At 62.6% G+C, this 19,799-nt stretch carries 19 protein-coding genes; 8 read left to right on the plus strand and 11 right to left on the minus strand.

The window, feature by feature from the left end; genetic code table 11:
* Positions 1-147: 147 nt before the first annotated feature.
* A complete protein-coding gene (locus HX817_RS27705; protein WP_177041866.1) occupies positions 148-1,779 on the minus strand; it encodes an AMP-binding protein in 1,632 nt (543 codons plus the stop codon).
* 145 nt (positions 1,780-1,924) lie between these two features.
* Here HX817_RS27705 and HX817_RS27710 point away from each other — a divergent pair, with 145 nt between their 5' ends.
* The 4 genes from HX817_RS27710 to HX817_RS27725 are packed head-to-tail and all read left to right on the plus strand — an operon-like array spanning position 1,925 to position 7,466.
* On the plus strand, positions 1,925-3,088 hold the full coding sequence (locus HX817_RS27710; protein WP_003212472.1) for an isovaleryl-CoA dehydrogenase: 1,164 nt from the start codon (positions 1,925-1,927) through the stop codon (positions 3,086-3,088).
* 14 nt (positions 3,089-3,102) lie between these two features.
* Positions 3,103-4,710, plus strand: coding sequence for a carboxyl transferase domain-containing protein (locus tag HX817_RS27715; RefSeq protein WP_003212470.1), 1,608 nt, complete (start codon positions 3,103-3,105; stop codon positions 4,708-4,710).
* A 15-nt stretch (positions 4,711-4,725) separates the two neighbouring features.
* Entirely contained in the window at positions 4,726-5,532 is an 807-nt protein-coding gene (locus HX817_RS27720; protein ID WP_102605889.1) for a gamma-carboxygeranoyl-CoA hydratase, read from the plus strand.
* Complete coding sequence (locus HX817_RS27725) at positions 5,529-7,466, plus strand: acetyl/propionyl/methylcrotonyl-CoA carboxylase subunit alpha (RefSeq protein WP_177041868.1); 1,938 nt, start codon at positions 5,529-5,531, stop codon at positions 7,464-7,466. The genes HX817_RS27720 and HX817_RS27725 overlap by 4 nt, the downstream gene beginning before the upstream one ends.
* Here HX817_RS27725 and HX817_RS27730 read toward each other — a convergent pair.
* Positions 7,463-8,110, minus strand: a complete 648-nt coding sequence (locus tag HX817_RS27730; RefSeq protein ID WP_177021354.1) for a LexA family transcriptional regulator — start codon at positions 8,108-8,110, stop codon at positions 7,463-7,465. The genes HX817_RS27725 and HX817_RS27730 overlap by 4 nt on opposite strands.
* 129 nt (positions 8,111-8,239) lie before the next feature.
* Between HX817_RS27730 and HX817_RS27735 the strand changes: the two genes are divergently transcribed.
* Complete coding sequence (locus tag HX817_RS27735; protein WP_003212463.1) at positions 8,240-8,602, plus strand: DUF6124 family protein; 363 nt, start codon at positions 8,240-8,242, stop codon at positions 8,600-8,602.
* A 466-nt stretch (positions 8,603-9,068) separates the two neighbouring features.
* Entirely contained in the window at positions 9,069-10,220 is a 1,152-nt protein-coding gene (locus tag HX817_RS27740; protein ID WP_008431496.1) for a M14-type cytosolic carboxypeptidase, read from the plus strand.
* 54 nt (positions 10,221-10,274) lie between these two features.
* Here the strand turns inward: HX817_RS27740 and HX817_RS27745 are convergent, their stop codons facing one another.
* Together HX817_RS27745 and HX817_RS27750 are read right to left on the minus strand one after the other, a co-directional pair.
* Positions 10,275-10,814 (minus strand): cytochrome b, encoded by a 540-nt coding sequence (locus tag HX817_RS27745; protein WP_003212459.1) that lies wholly within the window; start codon positions 10,812-10,814, stop codon positions 10,275-10,277.
* A complete protein-coding gene (locus HX817_RS27750; RefSeq protein ID WP_008431493.1) occupies positions 10,811-11,893 on the minus strand; it encodes a catalase family peroxidase in 1,083 nt (360 codons plus the stop codon). The genes HX817_RS27745 and HX817_RS27750 overlap by 4 nt, the downstream gene beginning before the upstream one ends.
* Before the next feature lie 171 nt (positions 11,894-12,064).
* On the opposite strand from HX817_RS27750, the gene HX817_RS27755 reads away from it, so the two are divergent.
* Entirely contained in the window at positions 12,065-12,571 is a 507-nt protein-coding gene (locus HX817_RS27755) for an RNA polymerase sigma factor (protein WP_003212456.1), read from the plus strand.
* Complete coding sequence (locus tag HX817_RS27760) at positions 12,568-13,320, plus strand: anti-sigma factor (RefSeq protein ID WP_003212454.1); 753 nt, start codon at positions 12,568-12,570, stop codon at positions 13,318-13,320. Before HX817_RS27755 ends, HX817_RS27760 begins: the two co-directional genes overlap by 4 nt.
* Here HX817_RS27760 and HX817_RS27765 read toward each other — a convergent pair.
* From HX817_RS27765 to HX817_RS27795, 7 genes are read right to left on the minus strand one after another with little or no spacing between them, the layout of a single operon-like run.
* Complete coding sequence (locus tag HX817_RS27765; protein ID WP_177041893.1) at positions 13,317-14,279, minus strand: spore coat U domain-containing protein; 963 nt, start codon at positions 14,277-14,279, stop codon at positions 13,317-13,319. The genes HX817_RS27760 and HX817_RS27765 overlap by 4 nt on opposite strands.
* 43 nt (positions 14,280-14,322) lie before the next feature.
* Positions 14,323-16,716: a fimbria/pilus outer membrane usher protein gene (locus HX817_RS27770; RefSeq protein ID WP_177041870.1), complete on the minus strand. Its 2,394-nt coding sequence runs from the start codon at positions 16,714-16,716 to the stop codon at positions 14,323-14,325.
* 41 nt (positions 16,717-16,757) lie between these two features.
* Positions 16,758-17,543, minus strand: a complete 786-nt coding sequence (locus HX817_RS27775; RefSeq protein WP_134326999.1) for a molecular chaperone — start codon at positions 17,541-17,543, stop codon at positions 16,758-16,760.
* Between the two features lie 26 nt (positions 17,544-17,569).
* Positions 17,570-18,070 carry a spore coat U domain-containing protein gene (locus HX817_RS27780; protein ID WP_177041872.1) on the minus strand — a complete coding sequence of 167 codons (501 nt, stop codon included), beginning with the start codon at positions 18,068-18,070 and terminating at the stop codon, positions 17,570-17,572.
* A 4-nt stretch (positions 18,071-18,074) separates the two neighbouring features.
* Positions 18,075-18,611, minus strand: coding sequence for a spore coat protein U domain-containing protein (locus tag HX817_RS27785; RefSeq protein ID WP_032898768.1), 537 nt, complete (start codon positions 18,609-18,611; stop codon positions 18,075-18,077).
* An 18-nt stretch (positions 18,612-18,629) separates the two neighbouring features.
* Entirely contained in the window at positions 18,630-19,172 is a 543-nt protein-coding gene (locus HX817_RS27790; protein ID WP_003212440.1) for a spore coat protein U domain-containing protein, read from the minus strand.
* A complete protein-coding gene (locus HX817_RS27795) occupies positions 19,166-19,657 on the minus strand; it encodes a spore coat U domain-containing protein (RefSeq protein WP_218182647.1) in 492 nt (163 codons plus the stop codon). Before HX817_RS27795 ends, HX817_RS27790 begins: the two co-directional genes overlap by 7 nt.
* Between the last annotated feature and the right edge of the window lie 142 nt (positions 19,658-19,799).

Here is a 19,799-nt window from a genome sequence, read left to right on the forward strand (position 1 = left end):
GAGTGAGGGAACGCCGAGCCACAGCGAGGCGCCGACAGGCGGGGCAGAGCGCTTTGGTTACTTTGCCGCTTTTGCAAAGTGACTCGCTGTAAGAGCGAAACCATAAGCCGCCGTTACCTAAATAACGGATAAACACCCCGCCCTCCCTCACCCCCCCTTCAACTCTTCAATCATAATTTCCCGCATCCGAAACTTCTGGATCTTCCCCGTCACCGTCATCGGAAACTCATCCACAAATTTGAAATGCTTGGGCATCTTGAAGTGCGCAATCCGCCCCTTGCACCACGTCTGCAGCTCAAGCTCATTAGCCACATGCCCCGGATGAAACTTGATCCACGCCACAATCGCCTCACCGTAACGCTCATCCGGAATCCCGATCACCTGCACATCCGCCACCGCCGGATGAGTAAAGAAAAACTCCTCCAACTCCCGCGGGTACACGTTCTCACCTCCGCGAATGATCATGTCCTTGTTACGCCCGGCGATGCACACATACCCATGTTCATCCATGGTCGCCAGGTCGCCGGTGTGCATCCAGCCCGCCTCGTCGATAGCCTCACGAGTGCTGTCAGGATTATTCCAGTAACCGAGCATCACGCTGTAGCCCCGGGTACACAGCTCCCCTACCTGGCCCCGAGCAACCGTGTTACCGGCGTCATCGATAATCTTGCTTTCCAGCTGTGGCTGGGTCCGGCCAACCGTCGTAACACGCCGCTCAAGGTCATCATCCGGCCCGGTCTGCAACGACACCGGGCTGGTTTCCGTCATGCCATAGGCAATCTGCACCTCACTCATGTGCATCTCGCTGATAACCCGGCGCATCACCTCGATCGGACAAGTGGCGCCCGCCATGATCCCGGTGCGCAGGCGCGACAGGTCGAACTCGGCGCGGCGCGGGTGATCAAGCATGGCGATAAACATGGTAGGCACCCCGTATAGCCCGGTGGCCTGTTCTTCGGCGACGGCAGCCAGGGTCAGCAATGGGTCGAAACCGTCACTCGGGTAGATCATCGTGGTGCCATGGGTGATGCAGCCCAGGTTACCCATCACCATGCCAAAGCAGTGATACAGCGGCACCGGGATCACCAGGCGATCTTGTGCCGTCAGGCCCAGGCTTTCGCCAACCATGTAGCCGTTATTGAGGATGTTGTGGTGACTGAGGGTGGCGCCCTTGGGGAAGCCGGTGGTGCCGGAGGTGTACTGGATATTGACGGGTTGATCGAAGTGCAGGCCGGCCTGGCGGATCTGCAATTGCTCGGGCGGGACGCCTGCCCCGAGGGCCGCCAATTGCGACCAGGGCGTAAACCCCGGGGGCGGGCTGGGATCAAGGCTGATGATGCCGCGCAGGTCAGGTTGAAGCTCCTGCAACATGCCGTGGTAATCGGAGGTCTTGAACGACCCGGCGCACACCAACCACTGGCAACCGGATTGCTTGAGTACGTACTCCAATTCACTGCTGCGATACGCCGGGTTGATATTGACCAGAATCACGCCGATTTTGGCGCTGGCGACCTGGCTGATGCACCACTCGGCGCAGTTGGGGGCCCAGATGCCCAAGCGGTCGCCGGCCTGCATCCCCAAGGCCAGGAACGCACGTGCATGCAAGTCAACCGTCTCTGCCAGTTGCCGCCAGGTGTAGCGACGCTGTTGATGGCCCACGACCAAGGCTTCGCCGTCGGAGTAGCGCGAAACCGTTTGATCAAAGGCCTGGCCGATAGTCATGGCCAGCAAGGCCTTGTCCTGACAGCCGCGGCTGTAGCTCTGATTCGATTGATCCATAACGACCCCTGTTGTCTTTTTTGTAGGTTGACGTAAACGTAAACTACGATTGACAGGCCCGCAACGCAAGTTTACGTTAACGTAAAGGTGATCGCCCTCCCCGGCGTATTGGCCATACAAAAACAACGCTAGAAGGTGCCCGTCCATGAGTTACCCCTCCCTGAACTTCGCCCTCGGTGAAACCATCGACATGCTGCGCGACCAGGTGCAATCCTTCGTGGCCAAGGAACTGGCGCCGCGCGCTGCGCAGATCGATATCGACAACCTGTTCCCCGCCGATATGTGGCGTAAGTTCGGCGATATGGGCCTGCTGGGCATCACCGTGCCGGAAGAATACGGCGGCGCCGGCCTGGGCTACCTGGCCCACGTGGTGGCCATGGAAGAAATCAGCCGGGGCTCGGCTTCGGTGGCGTTGTCCTACGGCGCGCACTCCAACCTCTGCGTCAACCAGATCAACCGCAACGGCACCCATGAGCAAAAACTCAAATACCTGCCCAAGCTGATCAGCGGCGAACACATCGGCGCACTCGCCATGAGCGAGCCGAACGCCGGCTCCGACGTGGTCTCCATGAAGCTGCGCGCCGATAAACGCGGCAGTGTGTATGTGCTCAACGGCAGCAAGACCTGGATCACCAACGGCCCTGATGCCAATACCTACGTGATCTACGCCAAGACCGACCTGGAAAAGGGTGCCCACGGCATCACCGCGTTTATCGTCGAGCGCGACTCGAAGGGCTTCAGCCGCAGCAACAAGTTCGACAAGCTCGGCATGCGCGGCTCCAACACCTGCGAGTTGTTTTTCGATGACGTCGAAGTGCCGGAAGAAAACATCCTCGGCGCACTCAATGGCGGCGTGAAAGTGCTGATGAGCGGCCTCGATTACGAACGCGTTGTGCTGTCCGGCGGCCCGACCGGGATCATGCAGGCCTGCATGGACCTGATCGTGCCCTACATCCATGACCGCAAGCAGTTCGGCCAGAGCATCGGCGAGTTCCAGCTGATCCAGGGCAAGGTCGCCGACATGTACACCCAGCTCAACGCCAGCCGCGCCTACCTGTACGCCGTGGCCCAGGCCTGCGAGCGCGGCGAAACCACGCGCAAGGACGCCGCCGGCGTGATCCTCTACAGCGCCGAACGCGCTACCCAGATGGCCCTCGACGCGATCCAGATTCTCGGCGGCAATGGCTATATCAATGAGTTCCCGGCTGGCCGTCTATTGCGTGACGCCAAGCTGTATGAAATCGGTGCCGGCACCAGTGAGATCCGGCGCATGTTGATCGGTCGCGAACTGTTTAACGAAACCCGCTGAACGGAGCGCGCACCATGGCTACCCTGCACACCCAGCTCAACCCGCGCTCGGCGGAATTCGCCGCCAACAGCGCGGCGATGCTCCAACAGGTCGACGCCCTGCATACCCTGCTCGCCCAGGTGCAGCAAGGCGGCGGCGCCAAGGCCCAGGAGCGGCATACGTCGCGGGGCAAGCTGTTGCCTCGCGAGCGGATCAATCGCTTGCTCGACCCTGGCTCGCCGTTCCTTGAACTCAGCCAGCTGGCGGCTTATCAGGTGTACGGCGAAGACGTGCCCGCTGCCGGGGTGATTGCCGGGATTGGCCGGGTGGAAGGCGTCGAGTGCATGATCGTCGCCAACGACGCCACGGTGAAAGGCGGCTCGTACTACCCGCTGACCGTCAAGAAACACCTGCGCGCCCAGACCATCGCCGAGCAGAACCGCCTGCCCTGCATCTACCTGGTGGACTCCGGCGGCGCCAACCTGCCGCGTCAGGATGAAGTATTCCCGGATCGCGAGCACTTCGGACGGATCTTCTTCAACCAGGCGAACATGAGCGCCCAGGGCATCCCGCAGATCGCGGTGGTGATGGGCTCCTGCACTGCCGGTGGTGCCTATGTGCCGGCGATGGCGGACGAAGCAATCATGGTCCGCCAGCAAGCCACCATCTTCCTCGCCGGCCCGCCGCTGGTGAAGGCGGCGACCGGTGAAGTGGTCAGCGCCGAAGACCTGGGCGGTGCCGATGTGCACTGCAAGATTTCCGGGGTGGCCGACCACTATGCCGACAGCGACGAACATGCGCTGGCCCTGGCTCGGCGCAGTGTGGCCAACCTCAACTGGCGCAAGCTGGGGCAATTGCAACAGCGCACGCCGCTGGCGCCGCTTTATAGCAGCGAAGAGCTGTACGGCGTGATTCCGGCCGACGCCAAGCAACCGTTCGATGTACGCGAGGTGATCGCGCGATTGGTGGACGGCTCGGTGTTCGATGAATTCAAGGCGTTGTTTGGCACCACACTGGTGTGCGGCTTTGCGCACCTGCACGGCTATCCGATTGCGATCCTGGCCAACAACGGCATCCTCTTCGCCGAGGCCGCGCAGAAAGGCGCGCACTTTATCGAACTGGCCTGCCAACGCGGGATTCCGCTGTTGTTCCTGCAAAACATCACCGGCTTCATGGTCGGCCAGAAATACGAAGCCGGCGGCATCGCCAAGCACGGCGCCAAACTGGTGACAGCGGTAGCCTGTGCCAAGGTGCCGAAGTTCACCGTGATCATCGGCGGCAGCTTCGGCGCCGGTAACTACGGCATGTGTGGACGCGCCTACGACCCGCGCTTCTTGTGGATGTGGCCCAACGCACGCATCGGCGTGATGGGCGCCGAACAGGCCGCCGGCGTGCTGGTGCAGGTCAAGCGTGAGCAGGCCGAGCGCGCCGGCCAGGGTTTCAGCAGCGATGAGGAAGCGGCGATCAAGCAGCCGATCCTCGACCAGTACGAAACCCAGGGCCACCCCTACTACTCCAGCGCACGGCTGTGGGATGACGGCGTCATCGACCCGCTGCAGACCCGCGACGTGCTCGCCCTGGCCCTGTCCGCCGCGCTGAACGCCCCCATCGAGCCGAGCCGCTTCGGCGTGTTCCGCATGTAAATGGAGCTGCACCCCATGAGCGATTTCAACACCCTCGAACTGATCACCGACCCCCGTGGCTTTGCCACGCTGTGGCTCAGTCGTGAAGCCAAGAACAACGCGTTCAATGCCGAAATGATCCGCGAACTGATCATTGCCCTGGACCGGGTGCAAGGCGATCCGGCCCTGCGCTTTCTGGTACTGCGCGGGCGCGGCAAACACTTCAGCGCCGGCGCCGACCTGGCCTGGATGCAGCAGTCGGCCGAACTGGATTACCACACCAACCTGGACGATGCCCGAGAACTGGCGGAGCTGATGTACAACCTCGCCAAGCTGAAGATCCCGACGCTGGCGGTAGTCCAGGGTGCGGCCTACGGCGGTGCCCTGGGATTGATCAGTTGCTGCGACATGGCGATTGGCGCCGACGATGCGCAGTTCTGCCTGTCGGAAGTGCGCATTGGCCTGGCGCCGGCGGTGATCAGCCCGTTCGTGGTGCAGGCGATCGGCGAACGGGCAGCCCGTCGCTATGCCCTCACAGCGGATCGCTTTGGCGGGCAGCGGGCACGGGAAATCGGCTTGCTGGCGGAAAGTTATCCTGCCGATGATTTGGACATACATGTCGAATTGTGGATTACCAATCTGCTGCTCAACAGCCCCGCGGCCATGCGCGCCAGCAAGGACCTGCTACGGGAAGTCGGCCACGGTGCCCTGACGCCAGCGTTGCGTCGCTACTGCGAGAACTCCATCGCCCGGATCCGCGTCAGCACCGAAGGCCAGGAAGGCCTGCGTGCCTTTCTGCAAAAACGCGCGCCCAACTGGCAGCCTCAGGAGCCGCGTTCATGAAGACGCTTACTACCGTATTGGTAGCCAACCGTGGCGAAATCGCCTGCCGGGTGATGCGTACCGCCAAGGCCATGGGCCTGACCACCGTGGCCGTGCACAGCGCCATCGACCGTGACGCGCGGCACACCCGCGAGGCTGATATTCGTGTGGACCTGGGCGGCAGCAAGGCCGCCGACAGCTACCTGCAAATCGACAAACTGATTGCCGCGGCCCAGGCCAGCGGCGCCCAGGCGATTCACCCGGGTTATGGGTTTCTTTCGGAGAACGCAGGGTTTGCCCGCGCCATTGAAGCCGCCGGGTTGATCTTCCTCGGCCCGCCCGCCTCGGCCATTGATGCCATGGGCAGCAAATCGGCCGCCAAGGCGTTGATGGAAACCGCCGGCGTGCCGCTGGTGCCGGGTTACCACGGCGACGCCCAAGATCTGGAGACTTTCCGCCAGGCAGCCGAGCGTATCGGTTACCCGGTGCTGCTCAAGGCAACGGCAGGCGGTGGCGGCAAGGGCATGAAGGTGGTCGAGGACGTCAGCCAACTGGCCGAAGCGTTGGCCTCGGCACAGCGTGAAGCACTGTCCTCGTTTGGCAATGCGCAGATGCTGGTGGAAAAGTATTTGCTCAAGCCGCGTCACGTGGAGATCCAGGTGTTCGCCGACCAGCACGGTCACTGCCTGTACCTCAATGAGCGCGATTGCTCGATCCAGCGCCGCCATCAAAAAGTCGTCGAAGAAGCCCCGGCGCCGGGCCTGAGTGCCGAGCAGCGCAAGGCCATGGGCGAAGCGGCCGTGCGTGCGGCCCAGGCCATCGGCTACGTGGGCGCGGGCACCGTGGAGTTTCTGCTGGACGCCCGGGGCGAGTTTTTCTTCATGGAGATGAACACCCGGCTGCAGGTGGAACACCCGGTGACCGAGGCCATCACCGGCCTGGACCTGGTGGCCTGGCAGATTCGCGTGGCCCAGGGCGAGCCGCTGCCGATGACTCAGGAGCAAGTGCCACTGCTGGGGCATGCGATTGAAGTGCGCCTGTACGCCGAGGACCCGGCCAACGATTTTCTGCCGGCCACCGGGCACCTGGCGCTGTACCGCGAATCCACGCCAGGGCCCGGGCGCCGGGTAGACAGCGGCGTCGAACAAGGCGACAACGTGTCGCCGTTCTACGACCCGATGCTGGGCAAGCTGATTGCCTGGGGCGAAGACCGCGAACAGGCGCGCCTGCGGCTGCTGGGCATGCTCGATGAATTTGCCGTGGGTGGACTGAAGACCAACCTGGGCTTCTTGCGGCGCATTATCGGCCATCCGGCGTTTGCCGCTGCCGAGCTCGATACCGGGTTTATCCCGCGTTATCAGGATGAGCTGCTGCCGGCGCCTGGCGAATTGAGTGAGGCATTCTGGCAGGCCGCCGGCCAGGCGTTCATGCAGACCCAACCGAGCACTGACACCCGTTCGCCCTGGGCCGACACCCGAGGTTTTCGCTCAGGCTTGCCGGGCGAGGTTTCCCTGCACCTGAGCTGCAACGGCCAGGATCGCCTGGTAATGCTGCAAGCCGGCATCAACCCGCCCCAGTTGCACGGCGAACAATTGCTGATCGACCAGCACGGCGTGCGCCGCTCCCATCTGGCGGTACGCGAGGGCGGCAGTGTGTTTTTGCGCTGGGACGGCGAGGTGCACAGTGTCAGCCTGTTCGACCCCATTGCCGCCGTCGACGCCAGCCAGTCCCATCAGGGCGGCCTGACCGCACCGATGAACGGCAGCATCGTGCGAGTGCTGGTGGAAGTCGGGCAAACCGTTGAACCCGGTACGCAGTTGGTGGTGCTGGAGGCCATGAAGATGGAACACAGCATTCGCGCGCCCCATGCCGGCGTGGTCAAGGCGCTGTACTGCCAGGAAGGCGAAATGGTCGGTGAAGGCAGCGCACTGGTGGAGCTGGAAGCCGCGAGTTAAAACCTCGTGACCGCCTGCGCCACCACGCCGATGATCCGGCACTCTTCACTGAACAGCATCTTCGGGTATGTAGGGTTGAGCGGCACCAGGTAAAGCTGGCCGCTCTGCCTGACCCATTTGCGCAAGATCGCCTGGGAATCAAATGCCCATTGGGCCACCACCAGTTTGCCGGGCTCGGGCTGGATGGCCGGGTCCACCAGAATCATCGTGCCTTCATTGATACTCAAGCCGCTGGGGGCGGTCATGGCGTCGCCAGTCACGCGCATCCAGAACGCCTTGCCACGGGCCTGATAGTCGCTCATCTGAAAACGAGTAACGCCGTACGGCCGAGGTTCTTCCTGCAATGGGTAGCCTCCCTTCCCTTCGCTCACCGGGTAACGGTAATTCGGGTTGTAGTGCGGCGCCGGCTGCAGTTCCTCGGCAACCGCCGCGAGCGCTTTTTCGCGAACCACCAGCGCGACCTCGAGCCCATCCAGGCCCAGCTCCTGCATCACCCGGTTCATATCGGCAAGGCTCGGCACCCGACGCTTGTTCAGCCAGTGGCCGACCCCGCCCTGAGACATGCCCAGGCGCGACGCCAGTTGGTCCTGCGTGACCTTGCGGTCTTTCATGTTGGCCTTGACCAACGCTATCCATTTATCCATGGGCCCTGACAATACGTTGTGTACTCACCACGGCAATAAACAGTTTGTAGTAATCAATAAAACGCCATAAATACGATTAGTACTAATATCGATTGCAGGCTTTCGACACCCACACAGAGCACTGCCCTTATGACGACCACCTCGTATACCCTGCCCGACACCTGCGATGAAGACGAGCGGCTGTTCCTGCGCAGCAGTGGCGCCGCCCAACGCGCGCTGGACTATTACCTGAAAGAGGATGCCGCACCGCCCTCCGTTGACGATACGTTGTTCGAGGTCAAGCCCGGCATCAGCGACGAGGAGGCCCTGGTCCACGCCTCCGACCTGCTGCGCAGCGCCGCGGCCACTGCGTACGAATCGGCAAACAGCGCCCACGGCAATAGCCGGGACCTGGCGTTTTCAGTGGTCTATTTGATCGATATGGCGAAGGTGATGGTGGAGCGGTCACTGCGGCTTTCGGCGAGGGGTGCCGAACAGCCGGCCAGCCTGTAACAGGCACGCGGGAAAAATATTTCTATCCGAGGGATAAAAACATTTGACTTGCAAATGATAATGATTATTATTGGACCTAGCTGATCGCGAGATCAGTCGATAGACCAAGAGACCTTAGGTCGGACTCTTGGAATATCTCCTCATCAGGCTAATCACGGTTTTTGACCCGGCTCTTTGGCCGGGTCTTTTTTTTGCCAGTTTTTCCCTGGCGTGACTTCAGGCTAATGAAGACTGTGTGTTGCTTGATGGCGCGCATGGTAGCAAAAGACCATCGCCAAAAGAAAGTCGATCGAGCGCTCTAGGCCGGTTCTTTCAAAAATAGCACTTGAGAATCAATCTCATAGATTCTAAGCTGCGGCGGCGTCATGGACGACGCCCCCTCTTCACCCGCAAAAATTGCATCCAGGCTTTGCCCCGCTCCGGTGTAAAATGCCCGCCACAACACTCATATTCAGGCAACCAGACTATGACCGTGGCCTTGACCTCCATCAAGATCAGCACCGACTTCGACAGTGGCAATATCCAGGTGCTCGACGCCAGTGATGCTCACCAGTTGCTGCTGGCGATAAAGCCCGATACGCGCAGCCAGCACTTCCAGTGGTTCCACTTCAAGGCCGAAGGCATGCATGTGGGCCACACCCACACCTTCCGCCTGAGCAATGCCGGACACTCGTCCTACAAGCACGCCTGGAGCGGCTACAACGCCGTGGCGTCCTACGACCATATCAACTGGTTTCGGGTACCCACCCGCTTTGATGGCGAGACGCTGCACATCACCCTCGAAACCCGTGAAAAACAGGCCTGGTTCGCTTACTTCGAACCCTACAGCCGCGAACGCCACGACTGGCTGATCGACCAGGCGCTGAACCGCGCCGGCACGCAATTGCTGGCCACCGGCAAAAGTGTCGAAGGCCGTGATATCCAACTGCTGCGCCGTGGCAAGGGCGAGGCCAACAAGCGCAAGGTCTGGATCATCGCCCAGCAGCATCCCGGCGAGCACATGGCCGAATGGTTTATGGAAGGCATCATCGAGCGCCTGCAACAGGACGGTGACGCCGAGCTGAAAAAGCTCCTGGCCGCCGCCGACCTGTACCTGGTACCGAACATGAACCCCGATGGCGCGTTCCATGGGCATCTGCGCACCAACGCCATGGGCCAGGACCTCAACCGCGCCTGGCAGAGTGCGAGCCAGGAGATCAGCCCCGAAGTACTGTTCGTCCAGCAACAAATGGAAAAGTACGGCGTTGACCTGTTCCTGGATATCCACGGCGACGAGGAAATCCCCTATGTGTTCACCGCCGGTTGTGAAGGCAACCCGGGCTACACGCCACGTATCGAGCAGTTGGAAAAACACTTCCGCAGCCACCTGAGCAACCTCACCCGGGATTTTCAGACCGCGCATGGCTACACCCGCGACCTGCCGGGCGAAGCCAATATGACCCTGGCGTGCAACAGCGTCGGCGAGAAGTTCGATTGCCTGTCCCTGACCCTGGAAATGCCCTTCAAGGACAACGACGACGCGCCCAACCCGCACACTGGCTGGTCGGGCAAACGCTCGATGCAGTTGGGCAAGGATGTGTTGAGCAGCGTGGCGGATATCGTCGGCGTATTGCGCTAAACATCCACGATCCCGGCGACGGCTGCATCACAGCAACCGTCGCCGGGGAAGGCTTCAGTCCTTGCTGCCGGTCATGCTTTGCAACACACCGTCACGCCGGATCAAACCGTGGAACAGCGCCGCCGCCAGGTGCAACAACACCGTTAGAAACAGCAAATACGCCAGGTAACCGTGAGCCTTGCGCAACACGGCAAACAACGGCGCATTCGCCCCCACCAGCGCCGGCAACTGCACCGAACTGCTGAGCATCACCGGGTCGCCGGCCGCTGAAATCATCGCCCAGCCCAGCAGCGGCAACACCAGCATCAACGCATACAGCACCACGTGGGAGGCCTTGGCCGCCAGCACTTGCCACAGCGGCAAGTCGGCAGGCAGCGGCGGCTGGCGCGTGGAAAAACGCACCACCAGGCGCACGATCACCAGCGCCAGGATCGCAATGCCCAGCGGCTTGTGCAGGTGGATCAGCCACTCATGGCGTTCGGAAACCGAGGCCACCATGCCCGCGCCGATAAACAGCATGGCGATGATCATCAACGCCATCAGCCAATGCAGCAGCCGCGCCAGCGGGGCGAAAAACCGGGGTTGGGCATTCATGGCTTCGACTCCTGAGGGGCGCTGTGCAGCTGGCTGACTTCGCTGGTGCGACGCAGGTAGGAACTGGCGTACGCCGCCGAACGGGCGGCCAGCAATGGGTCATTCGAGGCTTCGATACCGCTCGGCAGCACCAGTGGATCAAAGTTGATGTCACGGCAATCACCGTCCATTTGCGGCTGGCTGCTTTCCAGCACCAGGGTCCCGGCATTCAGCACCTTGTGCTCACCGGTCCAGGTCTTGCTGGCGTCATCCACCGGGTCGCCCGGGTTGGCCAGGGTGAGGTTCAACTGCCAGCGCAACGGCCCGGCCACCAGGCGCTGGGCCAGGTCTTTTTCGAGGAAGTCGCTGCCGGCGGGCGCCGTGGCCCCCGCAGCATCCTGGCTTTGCGGTACGACGCCCCAGCGCACGGCCTGGCGTTGGCCGCTGGCGTTTACCAGGTAAAACGCGTTGATGCCGTTATAGGTTTCAGTGGCATAGCTGGCAGACGGCTTGGCGGTCTTGACCCAGGCCAGGAACGGCGCGGTCTCGGGGTGCGCCGCGAAGAACGCCGGCATGCCTGCCGGGTTCGGCTTGCCGGTGGCTGGGTCAGGTGCGCCGGCCTTGAGCATCTCGAAGAAGGCCTCGGGCGTGCCCACCGGGAACACCGGCATGCTGTTCATCCCGGTGCGCCATTGCTGGCCGTTGGCCAAGTTGAACTGCAAGGCAAAACTGCGGATCGGCACGCTGCTGTCCGGCGCATACGGGTTGCCGCTGGGCAGCGCAAAACGCCCGATAACCGGGGTACGCGCCTCGCTGAATACCTGGGCACTGGAATACTGGCGCGCTTCGGGGCTGCTCTCGAAATAACCGGCCACGCACACGCCCTTGGCATGGTTGCGCCGGTAGCCAGGGTGCAAGCCGTTGTTGGTTTCCAAGGCATTGACCAGGGTTTTGGGGCGCAACCGCTGTGGGTCGAGGCTTCCGTTAACGTAGGCAAACGCCCCGGCCACGACGGCAACCACCACGCCGATGCTGGCCAACCGAATTATCAGGCTTGCGGTGCTCAGCGGCGGACGGGGCGGTGATGAGTGATCTACCATGAAATAACTCCAGGGCCCAAGGCCTTGAGTGGGTGAAACATAAGGTCGGAACACTTGGGACGAACGCCAGCGCACTCTATTCCCTGGCCTGCTGTTTATTTTTATTGGCCTGGAATAACCTTCAACGCCGGACGTCTTCCTAGTCCCAGCGTAGTGACTAGCCAGAATCCCATGCACGAACTCGACGAACAGTTACGTGAACTCATCCCCAGGTTGCGGCGCTTTGCCGTGTCCCTGACGCGTAACACCAGCAGCGCCGACGACCTGGTGCAGGCGAGCCTTGAGCGCGCGATCATCAGTTGGGCCGACAAACGCCTCGAAGGCGACTTGCGCGCCTGGCTGTTCTCGATCCTCTACCGGCAGTTCCTCGACGCCCATCGGCGCTCCCGGCGGTACACACGCATGCTGGAGTTTTTCACCGGCCGCGATGATTCGCAGCCGTCGGTCGAGCGCACCGTCATCGCGCAATCGACCCTGCAAGCCTTCGACAAATTGAACACCGAACAGCGCGCCCTGCTGCTGTGGGTCTCGGTGGAAGGCTTGAGCTACAAAGAAGTCGCCGACATCCTCGAGGTGCCCGTGGGCACCGTGATGTCTCGCCTGTCGCGCGCGCGCCAGGCCCTGCGCCAGCTCAGCGACGGCGAAATCACCAGCCCTGCCCTGCGGATACTCAAATGATCAGCCTGCCTCCCAGCGAACGCGATTTGCATGCCTACGTCGATCACCAACTCCTGGACGCCGACCGCCGCCAGCTCGAAACCTGGCTGGCGGCCCACCCGGACGTCGCCGCCCAGGTGCACGCCTGGCAACAGGACGCGCAGCACCTGCGGGCATCGTTGAGCGGCGCACTGCAACAACCCGCCAACCCCGAGCTGGACCCCGCCCTGATTCGTCAGCGGGTCAAGCGCCAGTCACGCCGCCATCTCGCAACCGCCGCCATGCTGTTGATTGCCGTCAGTGTCGGCGGCCTCGGCGGCTGGCAGGCCCGCCAGGCCACGCTGCTCGAGAGCATGGCGCCCATGAGCGACGCGATGCAGGCCTACCGCCTGTTTGCCCAGGACGGCATCCTGCCCGCCGACTACCACGTACAAAGCGGTGGCGACATGCAAGGCTGGCTCGACCGTTATTTCAACCAGGCCTACCGCCTGCCGGACCTGAGCCAGGCCGGGTTCAAGGCGGTCAGCGGGCGCCTGCTCAGTACCGAACAAGGCGCGGCGGCCATGGTGCTGTATGAAGACCCCCAAGGGCGGCGCATCAGTTTCTATATCCGTCCGCCGGGCCCGGAAAACAAATTCCTGCCTCGTGGCAGCCGCAGTGCCGACGGCCTGCAGGCCGAATACTGGTCGGGCGCGGGCTACAACTATGCGATGGTCAGCCCGCAAGACCCGTCGACCACGCAGATGCTCAAGCAGACGATGCGGTTCTAGAAACCCACATCCAGCACCACGTTATCGACGTAGGTACCGGCTGGCGGCGTGGCCTGGTTGCTATAGATCGCCGCGTTGTAGTTGAACACCTGGCTGCCGGTGCCCAGGCCATTCCCGGGGTTCACCTCAGCCGTGGAGCTGGCGCGCCGGGCGGTGGTCACGCTGCCCCAGCGAGTGGTGGTGGCGCTTTTGAAGATGTCGTAATTGAGGAAGTTGCTCCCCGAGATCATCCGCCGCTGCCCGCCCACACTCACCGGGTTCTGCCCGTCGCTGATGCCCACGGTGTAGGCACTGCCCTTGGTGCAGGCAATCGTGGCTTGCCCGCTCACGCTGGAAAAACCACTGATCACCGGGGCGCTGCCGAAGCTGATGTTGGGCGCGGTGATCGTGCAGTCATTGGCCACGGTCATGCTGACGGTCAACGTCGTGGTGCCACTGTTGATATCCCGCCCCAGACAAATCCCGCCGATACCAATGCCCGAGCAATAGTTCCAGTTCCAGAAAATACTCAGGGTTTCGCTATAGGTGCCGGCCGCCACGTTGCTGCCGATCGTCGTGCTCATGTAAAGCGGCAAGGTTTTCGTGCCCGGCCCGGAAATCAGCCCGGCGGTTTGCGCGATGCCGCCGGGCCCGCCAAAGTCGAACGCGGTGCCCCGGGTCATCGGAAAGCCGGTGGTGTTGTTGGCATAGACCGTGTAGCTGATCACATCACCGGTGGGCCCAACCATGCCGCCCTGGGAGGAACCGGTGATGGTGGCGTAAAAGTGGTCGGTGGAAGCCAGCAACGAAATCAGGGCAGAGGTACAGTTCAAGCCGCCGGAGGTGGTCGAACTGGTCTGGGCGGCAGTGCGCACGGTCATCGAACTCACCGACGTGCCAAAGCTGGCTGGCACGGTCGCCCCCACCGAACACAAGGCTTGCGCCTGCTGCACGCCCCCAAGGCTCGCCAACACCAGCATTCCCGACACCCATCCCTTGACCCGCACACCCACACTCCTTATCTCATTGGCAAACCAGCGGCCCGATCAGCGGCACCTGCTCCTCGTTGATATCCACGTCGAACGTTGCCTGGCAGGTACGGCCCTCACCCACAGTGACTTGCAAGGTGTTGTGGGCCGCCAGGTTCTCCAGGTACACCAGGCCGTCCCAACCCACCACCGCCCGCGCGCCGGTTTGCTCGTGACGCACCTGGCTGCCCAGGGGCAGTTCCTGATGCTGGGCATCCACCAGGGTGATACTGGCCGCGATCACCCGGCGCACCGGGAATTCCAGCAAATAGCCGCTGCCGCGACGCACCGCCACCCGCTGCTCGACATTCGGCGTCTGCACGGTGACCGGCAGGTTCAGCGGGTCGATTTCATATTTGCCGCGGTAATAAGCGCTGCTCCACGGCACCAGCAGATGCCCGTTGCGATCGGTTTCACCCACTAGCTGGTTTTCGTAAAGCACCGGCACCCCGGCATAACCATCGGTGCTCACCACCACAAACGCGTCATTCACCCGATTAGCCGCGAACACTTGCTTGTCCATCCACACCAACGAACCGCTGGCATCCGCCCAACGGGTCTCGGCGTCACTGCTGCCGTACACGCCCGCCTGCAATTGCACCGACTGCATGCGCCAGGTCAGGTCGGCCTGGCGATAGGCGGGGCCGTCGCCACTGGCATACCCCAGGTTGTAGCCCACGCCGCCTTCGGACGGCACCGCCCGGCTGTAGTTGACCCGCTGGCGACTCTCGCCGGCCTGGCTGCGCTCGTTGCTCAAGGCCAGGCTGCCATAGATGTCGAACGGGATGACCAACTGCGCCTGCATGGCCCAGTTGCTGTCACCGACCTCACGGTTGGCCGACAGATAGAAACTGGTGTTGCGCCACAACTGCTTGCTCCAGGTGAGGTTCATCAGCCGGGTGCGGGAGTCATCGGCTGCCTGCACATCGAAATAGCCGGCACCGATGCTGCCGAAATCGTTGAGGTTCAGGCTCAGGGTCACCTGCTCGCTGCGCTTGCTGAGGCTCGCATAAGGCGTGTCGACCAGGGTCAGGTCGGCGTACTGGTCGCGGCGTTCTACTCGCTGGTATGACAGGCTGTAGCGCTGGTTGCTGTATTGATAACCGAAGCTCAATTGCTGGCCGGTCTCGCCATCAAACTGGCTTTGGCTGAGGGCGGTATTGAGCACCCCGAAGTTGCCCAGCCGCACGTTGCCGCCGAGCCCGCCCAGGGTCAGGTCGCCTGAGGCTTCGGCATGGCTTTCCAGGGTGAAGTAGTCCGACACCCCGTAACGAAACGTGCCGCTGGCCACGCCCGGCCCGTAGCCAAAATCCCGAATGGTGTAGTCGCGGCGCAAATTACCGGCCGCCACGGAAAAATCCGACAGCCCTTTTTGCAACAACGTACTGGTGACGTAGAACGGCACGGTGGTCGACACCTGCCGGCCCAGGGCATCGGTGGTGACCACCACCGCTTCGCCGGCGCCGTTGATAAACGGCACGTTGGTCAAGGTGTAAGGGCCCGGCTGCAGATCTGCGCTGCTGGATTTGTAGCCATTGATGAACAGGTCCACCGACGACGGCACCGCCGCCTCCCCGGCAAATTGTGGCAAGGGGTAAGTCACCAGGTCCGGGCGTACGCCGAAATCCCGCGACACTTGCACCCCGCCCAGGCGTACCGAACTGCTCCACGGCAATGCGCTGCTGATCACGTCGCCCGCCTCGTAGGTCAGCAGGCGCTCATCGTCGGAAAAGCGCCAGGTGGTGTCATAGCGCCGGTAGCCATTGTTCAAAGTGCTGCCGCTGGCCTGGCCGCCAAAGGTGGTGCGGTATTGGCCGGTATTGGACAAGGTGCCCCAGGTATCGAACAGCCGCACTTCGTTGAAAATGCCCAGGTATGTGCCGGCGTCATCGGTGTCGTTCAGGTAAGCGTCATAGTTGAGCAACGCACCAAAACTGGTGAGTGCCTGGGCGCGCGGGTAGTTGTTGCGGCTGCCGATGAACTGCGCCGGCAACCACGCCGGCGGTACCGTCAACATGAGGCGCTGGCCCTGGCTGTCGTAATCGGTGTGCAGGCCCGGCAGGTGGTCCAGCGCGACCTCGGTGGTGATCTCGGCCGGCAGCTTCATGCCCACGTCCCGCAAGGTGGCCGCCGGCACAAACAGGCCGCCGGTGCGCTGATCCACGGCCACCACCCGGCCAGTGTCCATCTGGTTGACCACCAGTTCGAGGAACAACTGTGCATCGGCAACAGCCTCCATGTTGCTGGGCGGCGGCGGCAACGGCGCGGCCACGCCAAGCGGCGCAAGCACCAGGCCCGCCAGGCCGCCCACCACCCACACCGATCGCCATCGACTACGAGCCCAACCATGGCTCACCAAGGCTTTGTGTCCATCAATGGACATCTCCATCCGTTAAGACCAAGGGCTGCTCCATGCCCTATTCCATTGCGTTACCGTCCCGGCGCAAGGTTCTCCAGTTGCGTTGCGCCATTGACTCGCACCTGCAGCGGCTGATCGCCCGCGACACCTTGTGGCACCGGCCAGCGCATGGTTGCGCCCGGCAGTACATAGCCGAGCAGGCCGTCAACCAGCGGCCGGGTCTGCCCGCCCTGCTTGAACGCCACATCGGTGAGCCGCGCGTGCACCGCGCCCTGGTTGCGCATCTCCACATAGTTGCGCCCGCCGACGGTGACTTTTTTCCAGCTCAGGTCAGGCTTGCCCGCGCCCTTGGGGTCGCGCTGGCGCGTCGCGTCTTCCTTGCTCCACAGGCCTGCGCCGTAGGCGAACAACGGCACCGAATAACGCATCTGAAAGCGGATGGCTGCGGCCGTCTTGCCATCGGCTGCGGGGGTTTCAGGGGTGGCGGCGGGGATTTCGTCGATGATGATCCGATAGGCCAACTCCTGGCCCGGCGGCACTTCCCGGGTCCGGGTCAGGCGCACCAATTGCTTCTGCCCCGGTTCGATCTTCGCCACCGGCGGGCTGCCGATCACGTCGCGCTGGTTCTGGTACTGCTCGTCAAACCCGCCCTGGCTCCAGGCAAATACCCGGATCTGCAAGTTGGCAGTCTCTGTACCGCGGTTCTCCAACCACAAGGCGCTGGCCTGTTGATCGGCCTCCAGCACCGGGTCAATGGGCCAGATCAGCACCGAACTGGCAGCCTGGACCTGCCCGGCGCCCAACGCCACCAGACCGATAAAACCCGCAACCCAGTACCGCCGGGAAGCTGCAAACATAGATTCCACTCCTCATGCCAATCGCCTTACCAGGACAGCTGCACCTGCAGCACGTCGCTGTACGTCCCCCCAGGCTGATTACCCGGTAACACCACCCGGCCGTAAATCGGCAGGGTTATATTGTTCGCGTTGCTGTAGGCCACGCTGACGCTTTGACTGATCCCCAGGCCCTGGCTCAGGGCCGCGTCCTGAAACAGCTGGTACGCCACTTGGGCACTGCCGCTATTGAGTTGCATGTGCCGGCCACTGGCGTTGTACAAGCCGCCGTTGACGCTCATGTTCAAGGTGACTCCCGGGGTGCATTGCAGCGTTACCCCGCTGCTCAGCGCCACCGACACCGTGCTGGTGGACAACGACGAATAGCTGCCGAACGCCAGGCTGCCGTAGTTCGTGCCGCCGCCCACCACCAGGCAGCCTGCGGCAATCGTCGCGCTGACCTGGATCGTCTGGCTGGTCACCGCCAGCAACGACAACGGCATCCCCCAACCCGTGATGACCGCCAGCGTCGCCCAGCAGGCCCGCTTCATGGCACTAGAACGTCAGTTGCACCGACACCGTGTCGGTGTAGGTACCCGCCGGCAAACCTGCCTTGCCCACGGCCTGGCCGTAGATGTTCACGGTTTGCGCAACGCCCGTGCTCGCGCCTACGTTGATGGTTCCGTTGATCGCCAGGAGCGTCGAATGCCCGGTGTCGGTGTAGAAGTCATACGGCACATAGTTGGCCACGCCGTCATACAGCGCCCGGGTGCCGCCCGTGGACTGGCCGTCATGGGACCCGGCACCCACAGTGATCACCGGCGAGGTGCCCGAGGAACACTGGATCGACAACGCGCCTCCACCGCCACCCAGCACCTGGCCGGACTGCGTGGTGAACTGGCTGTTGGTGGTACCGAAATTGATCGTACCGAAGTTCAAACCGGTGGTGCCGCCCACGCCATTGACCAGGCAACTGTTGGTCAGGATCAGCGTGGAGCTGATCTGCCCGGTGACCGTCGTGGCCGCCTGGGCACCCGATACCCAGGCCAGTGCGACCAATGGGAGAACTGCTTTAGATACAAGTGCATGCATGATGTCCATCCTCATGAATTACCAATCCAGAGTCACCGTCAGGGTGTCTGTGTAGATGCCGGCCGGTAGGGCCCTGGTATTCGCCACCACCGAGCCGAATACCGGGATCGGTACCTGTGCGCCCTTGGTCACGACGAAATTGCGTTGCTGGCCGATGCTGTAGGTGCTTCGGCCCGCAGGATCGGCCGACAGCCGATACGGTATGGTTTGCCGGCCATTGCTCAAGCGCCGGGTGATGCCGTCGCCATGGGCGCCGCCGTCGATGGTCACGGTGAAACTGCTCACCACCGACGGGTTGCAGGACACAGCGAGCGCGGCCTTGTCGCCATCACTGATGCCGGCACCCAGGCCCTTGTCCCAGGTGGGTCCGTGGCTGCCGAAATCCAGCAAGGCCGAGCCGCCATCCGGGCTCACCGGCGCGCTGTCGGTGCCTTTGCTCACCTGGCAACTGGCGGTAATCACCAGCCGTGCGTGAATCTGCCCGGCGACCGCCGCCTGGGCGTCCTCGGCCAGGAGCAACAGGCCGCCCAGCGCGATGCAGGCCAGGGCGCGGCTTACCATGTCACCGTCACTTTGAGCAGGTCGGAATAAAGCCCCACGGCCGGTATTTCCTTGAGCGGCTCGATGCGTCCATAAAGTGGCAAGTCCACCGTGCCGGAATCGGGCACACGGCCGCTCAACGGTACGTCCACGGCCAAGGGGATGCGGCGTGCGGCATCGGCATAAATTCGATAGGGAATGGGTTTGATCGAGGGGGCAGCAGCGCCCAGGTAACGTACTTCGCCGATGCCGCCATGCAGGCCGCCGTCGACACGCATCTGATAAGGCGTATCCGGGTTGCACTCCAGGCGTGGCTGGCGCTGGCTGATCAAGGCTGCACTCAACGGGCCTGCCGGGTCATCCAGCCGGGAGCCGCTGCCGAAATCCAGTACGCCGAGCTGCTCGATCCCTGCTTCACGCGTGGTGCCGACCAACTGGCACCCCCGCTGCACGTCGATACGCACCTCAACCTGGAGCTGTGCACCATAACCCGTGTTGCAGAGCATCGCGCTCATGATTGCCAAGACTGCGTGTCCCTTCACTGCCCCAAATCCTTATACAGGGGTGACTGCTGTGTATGAGGTTAGTCACTTGAAGGGAATCCGCCAGTCAGGTCGGTGTTTTGGATCCATTGACCCATGCCTTTTC

The organism is Pseudomonas sp. C6002, assembly GCF_013385805.1.
Taxonomy (GTDB): Bacteria; Pseudomonadota; Gammaproteobacteria; order Pseudomonadales; family Pseudomonadaceae; genus Aquipseudomonas.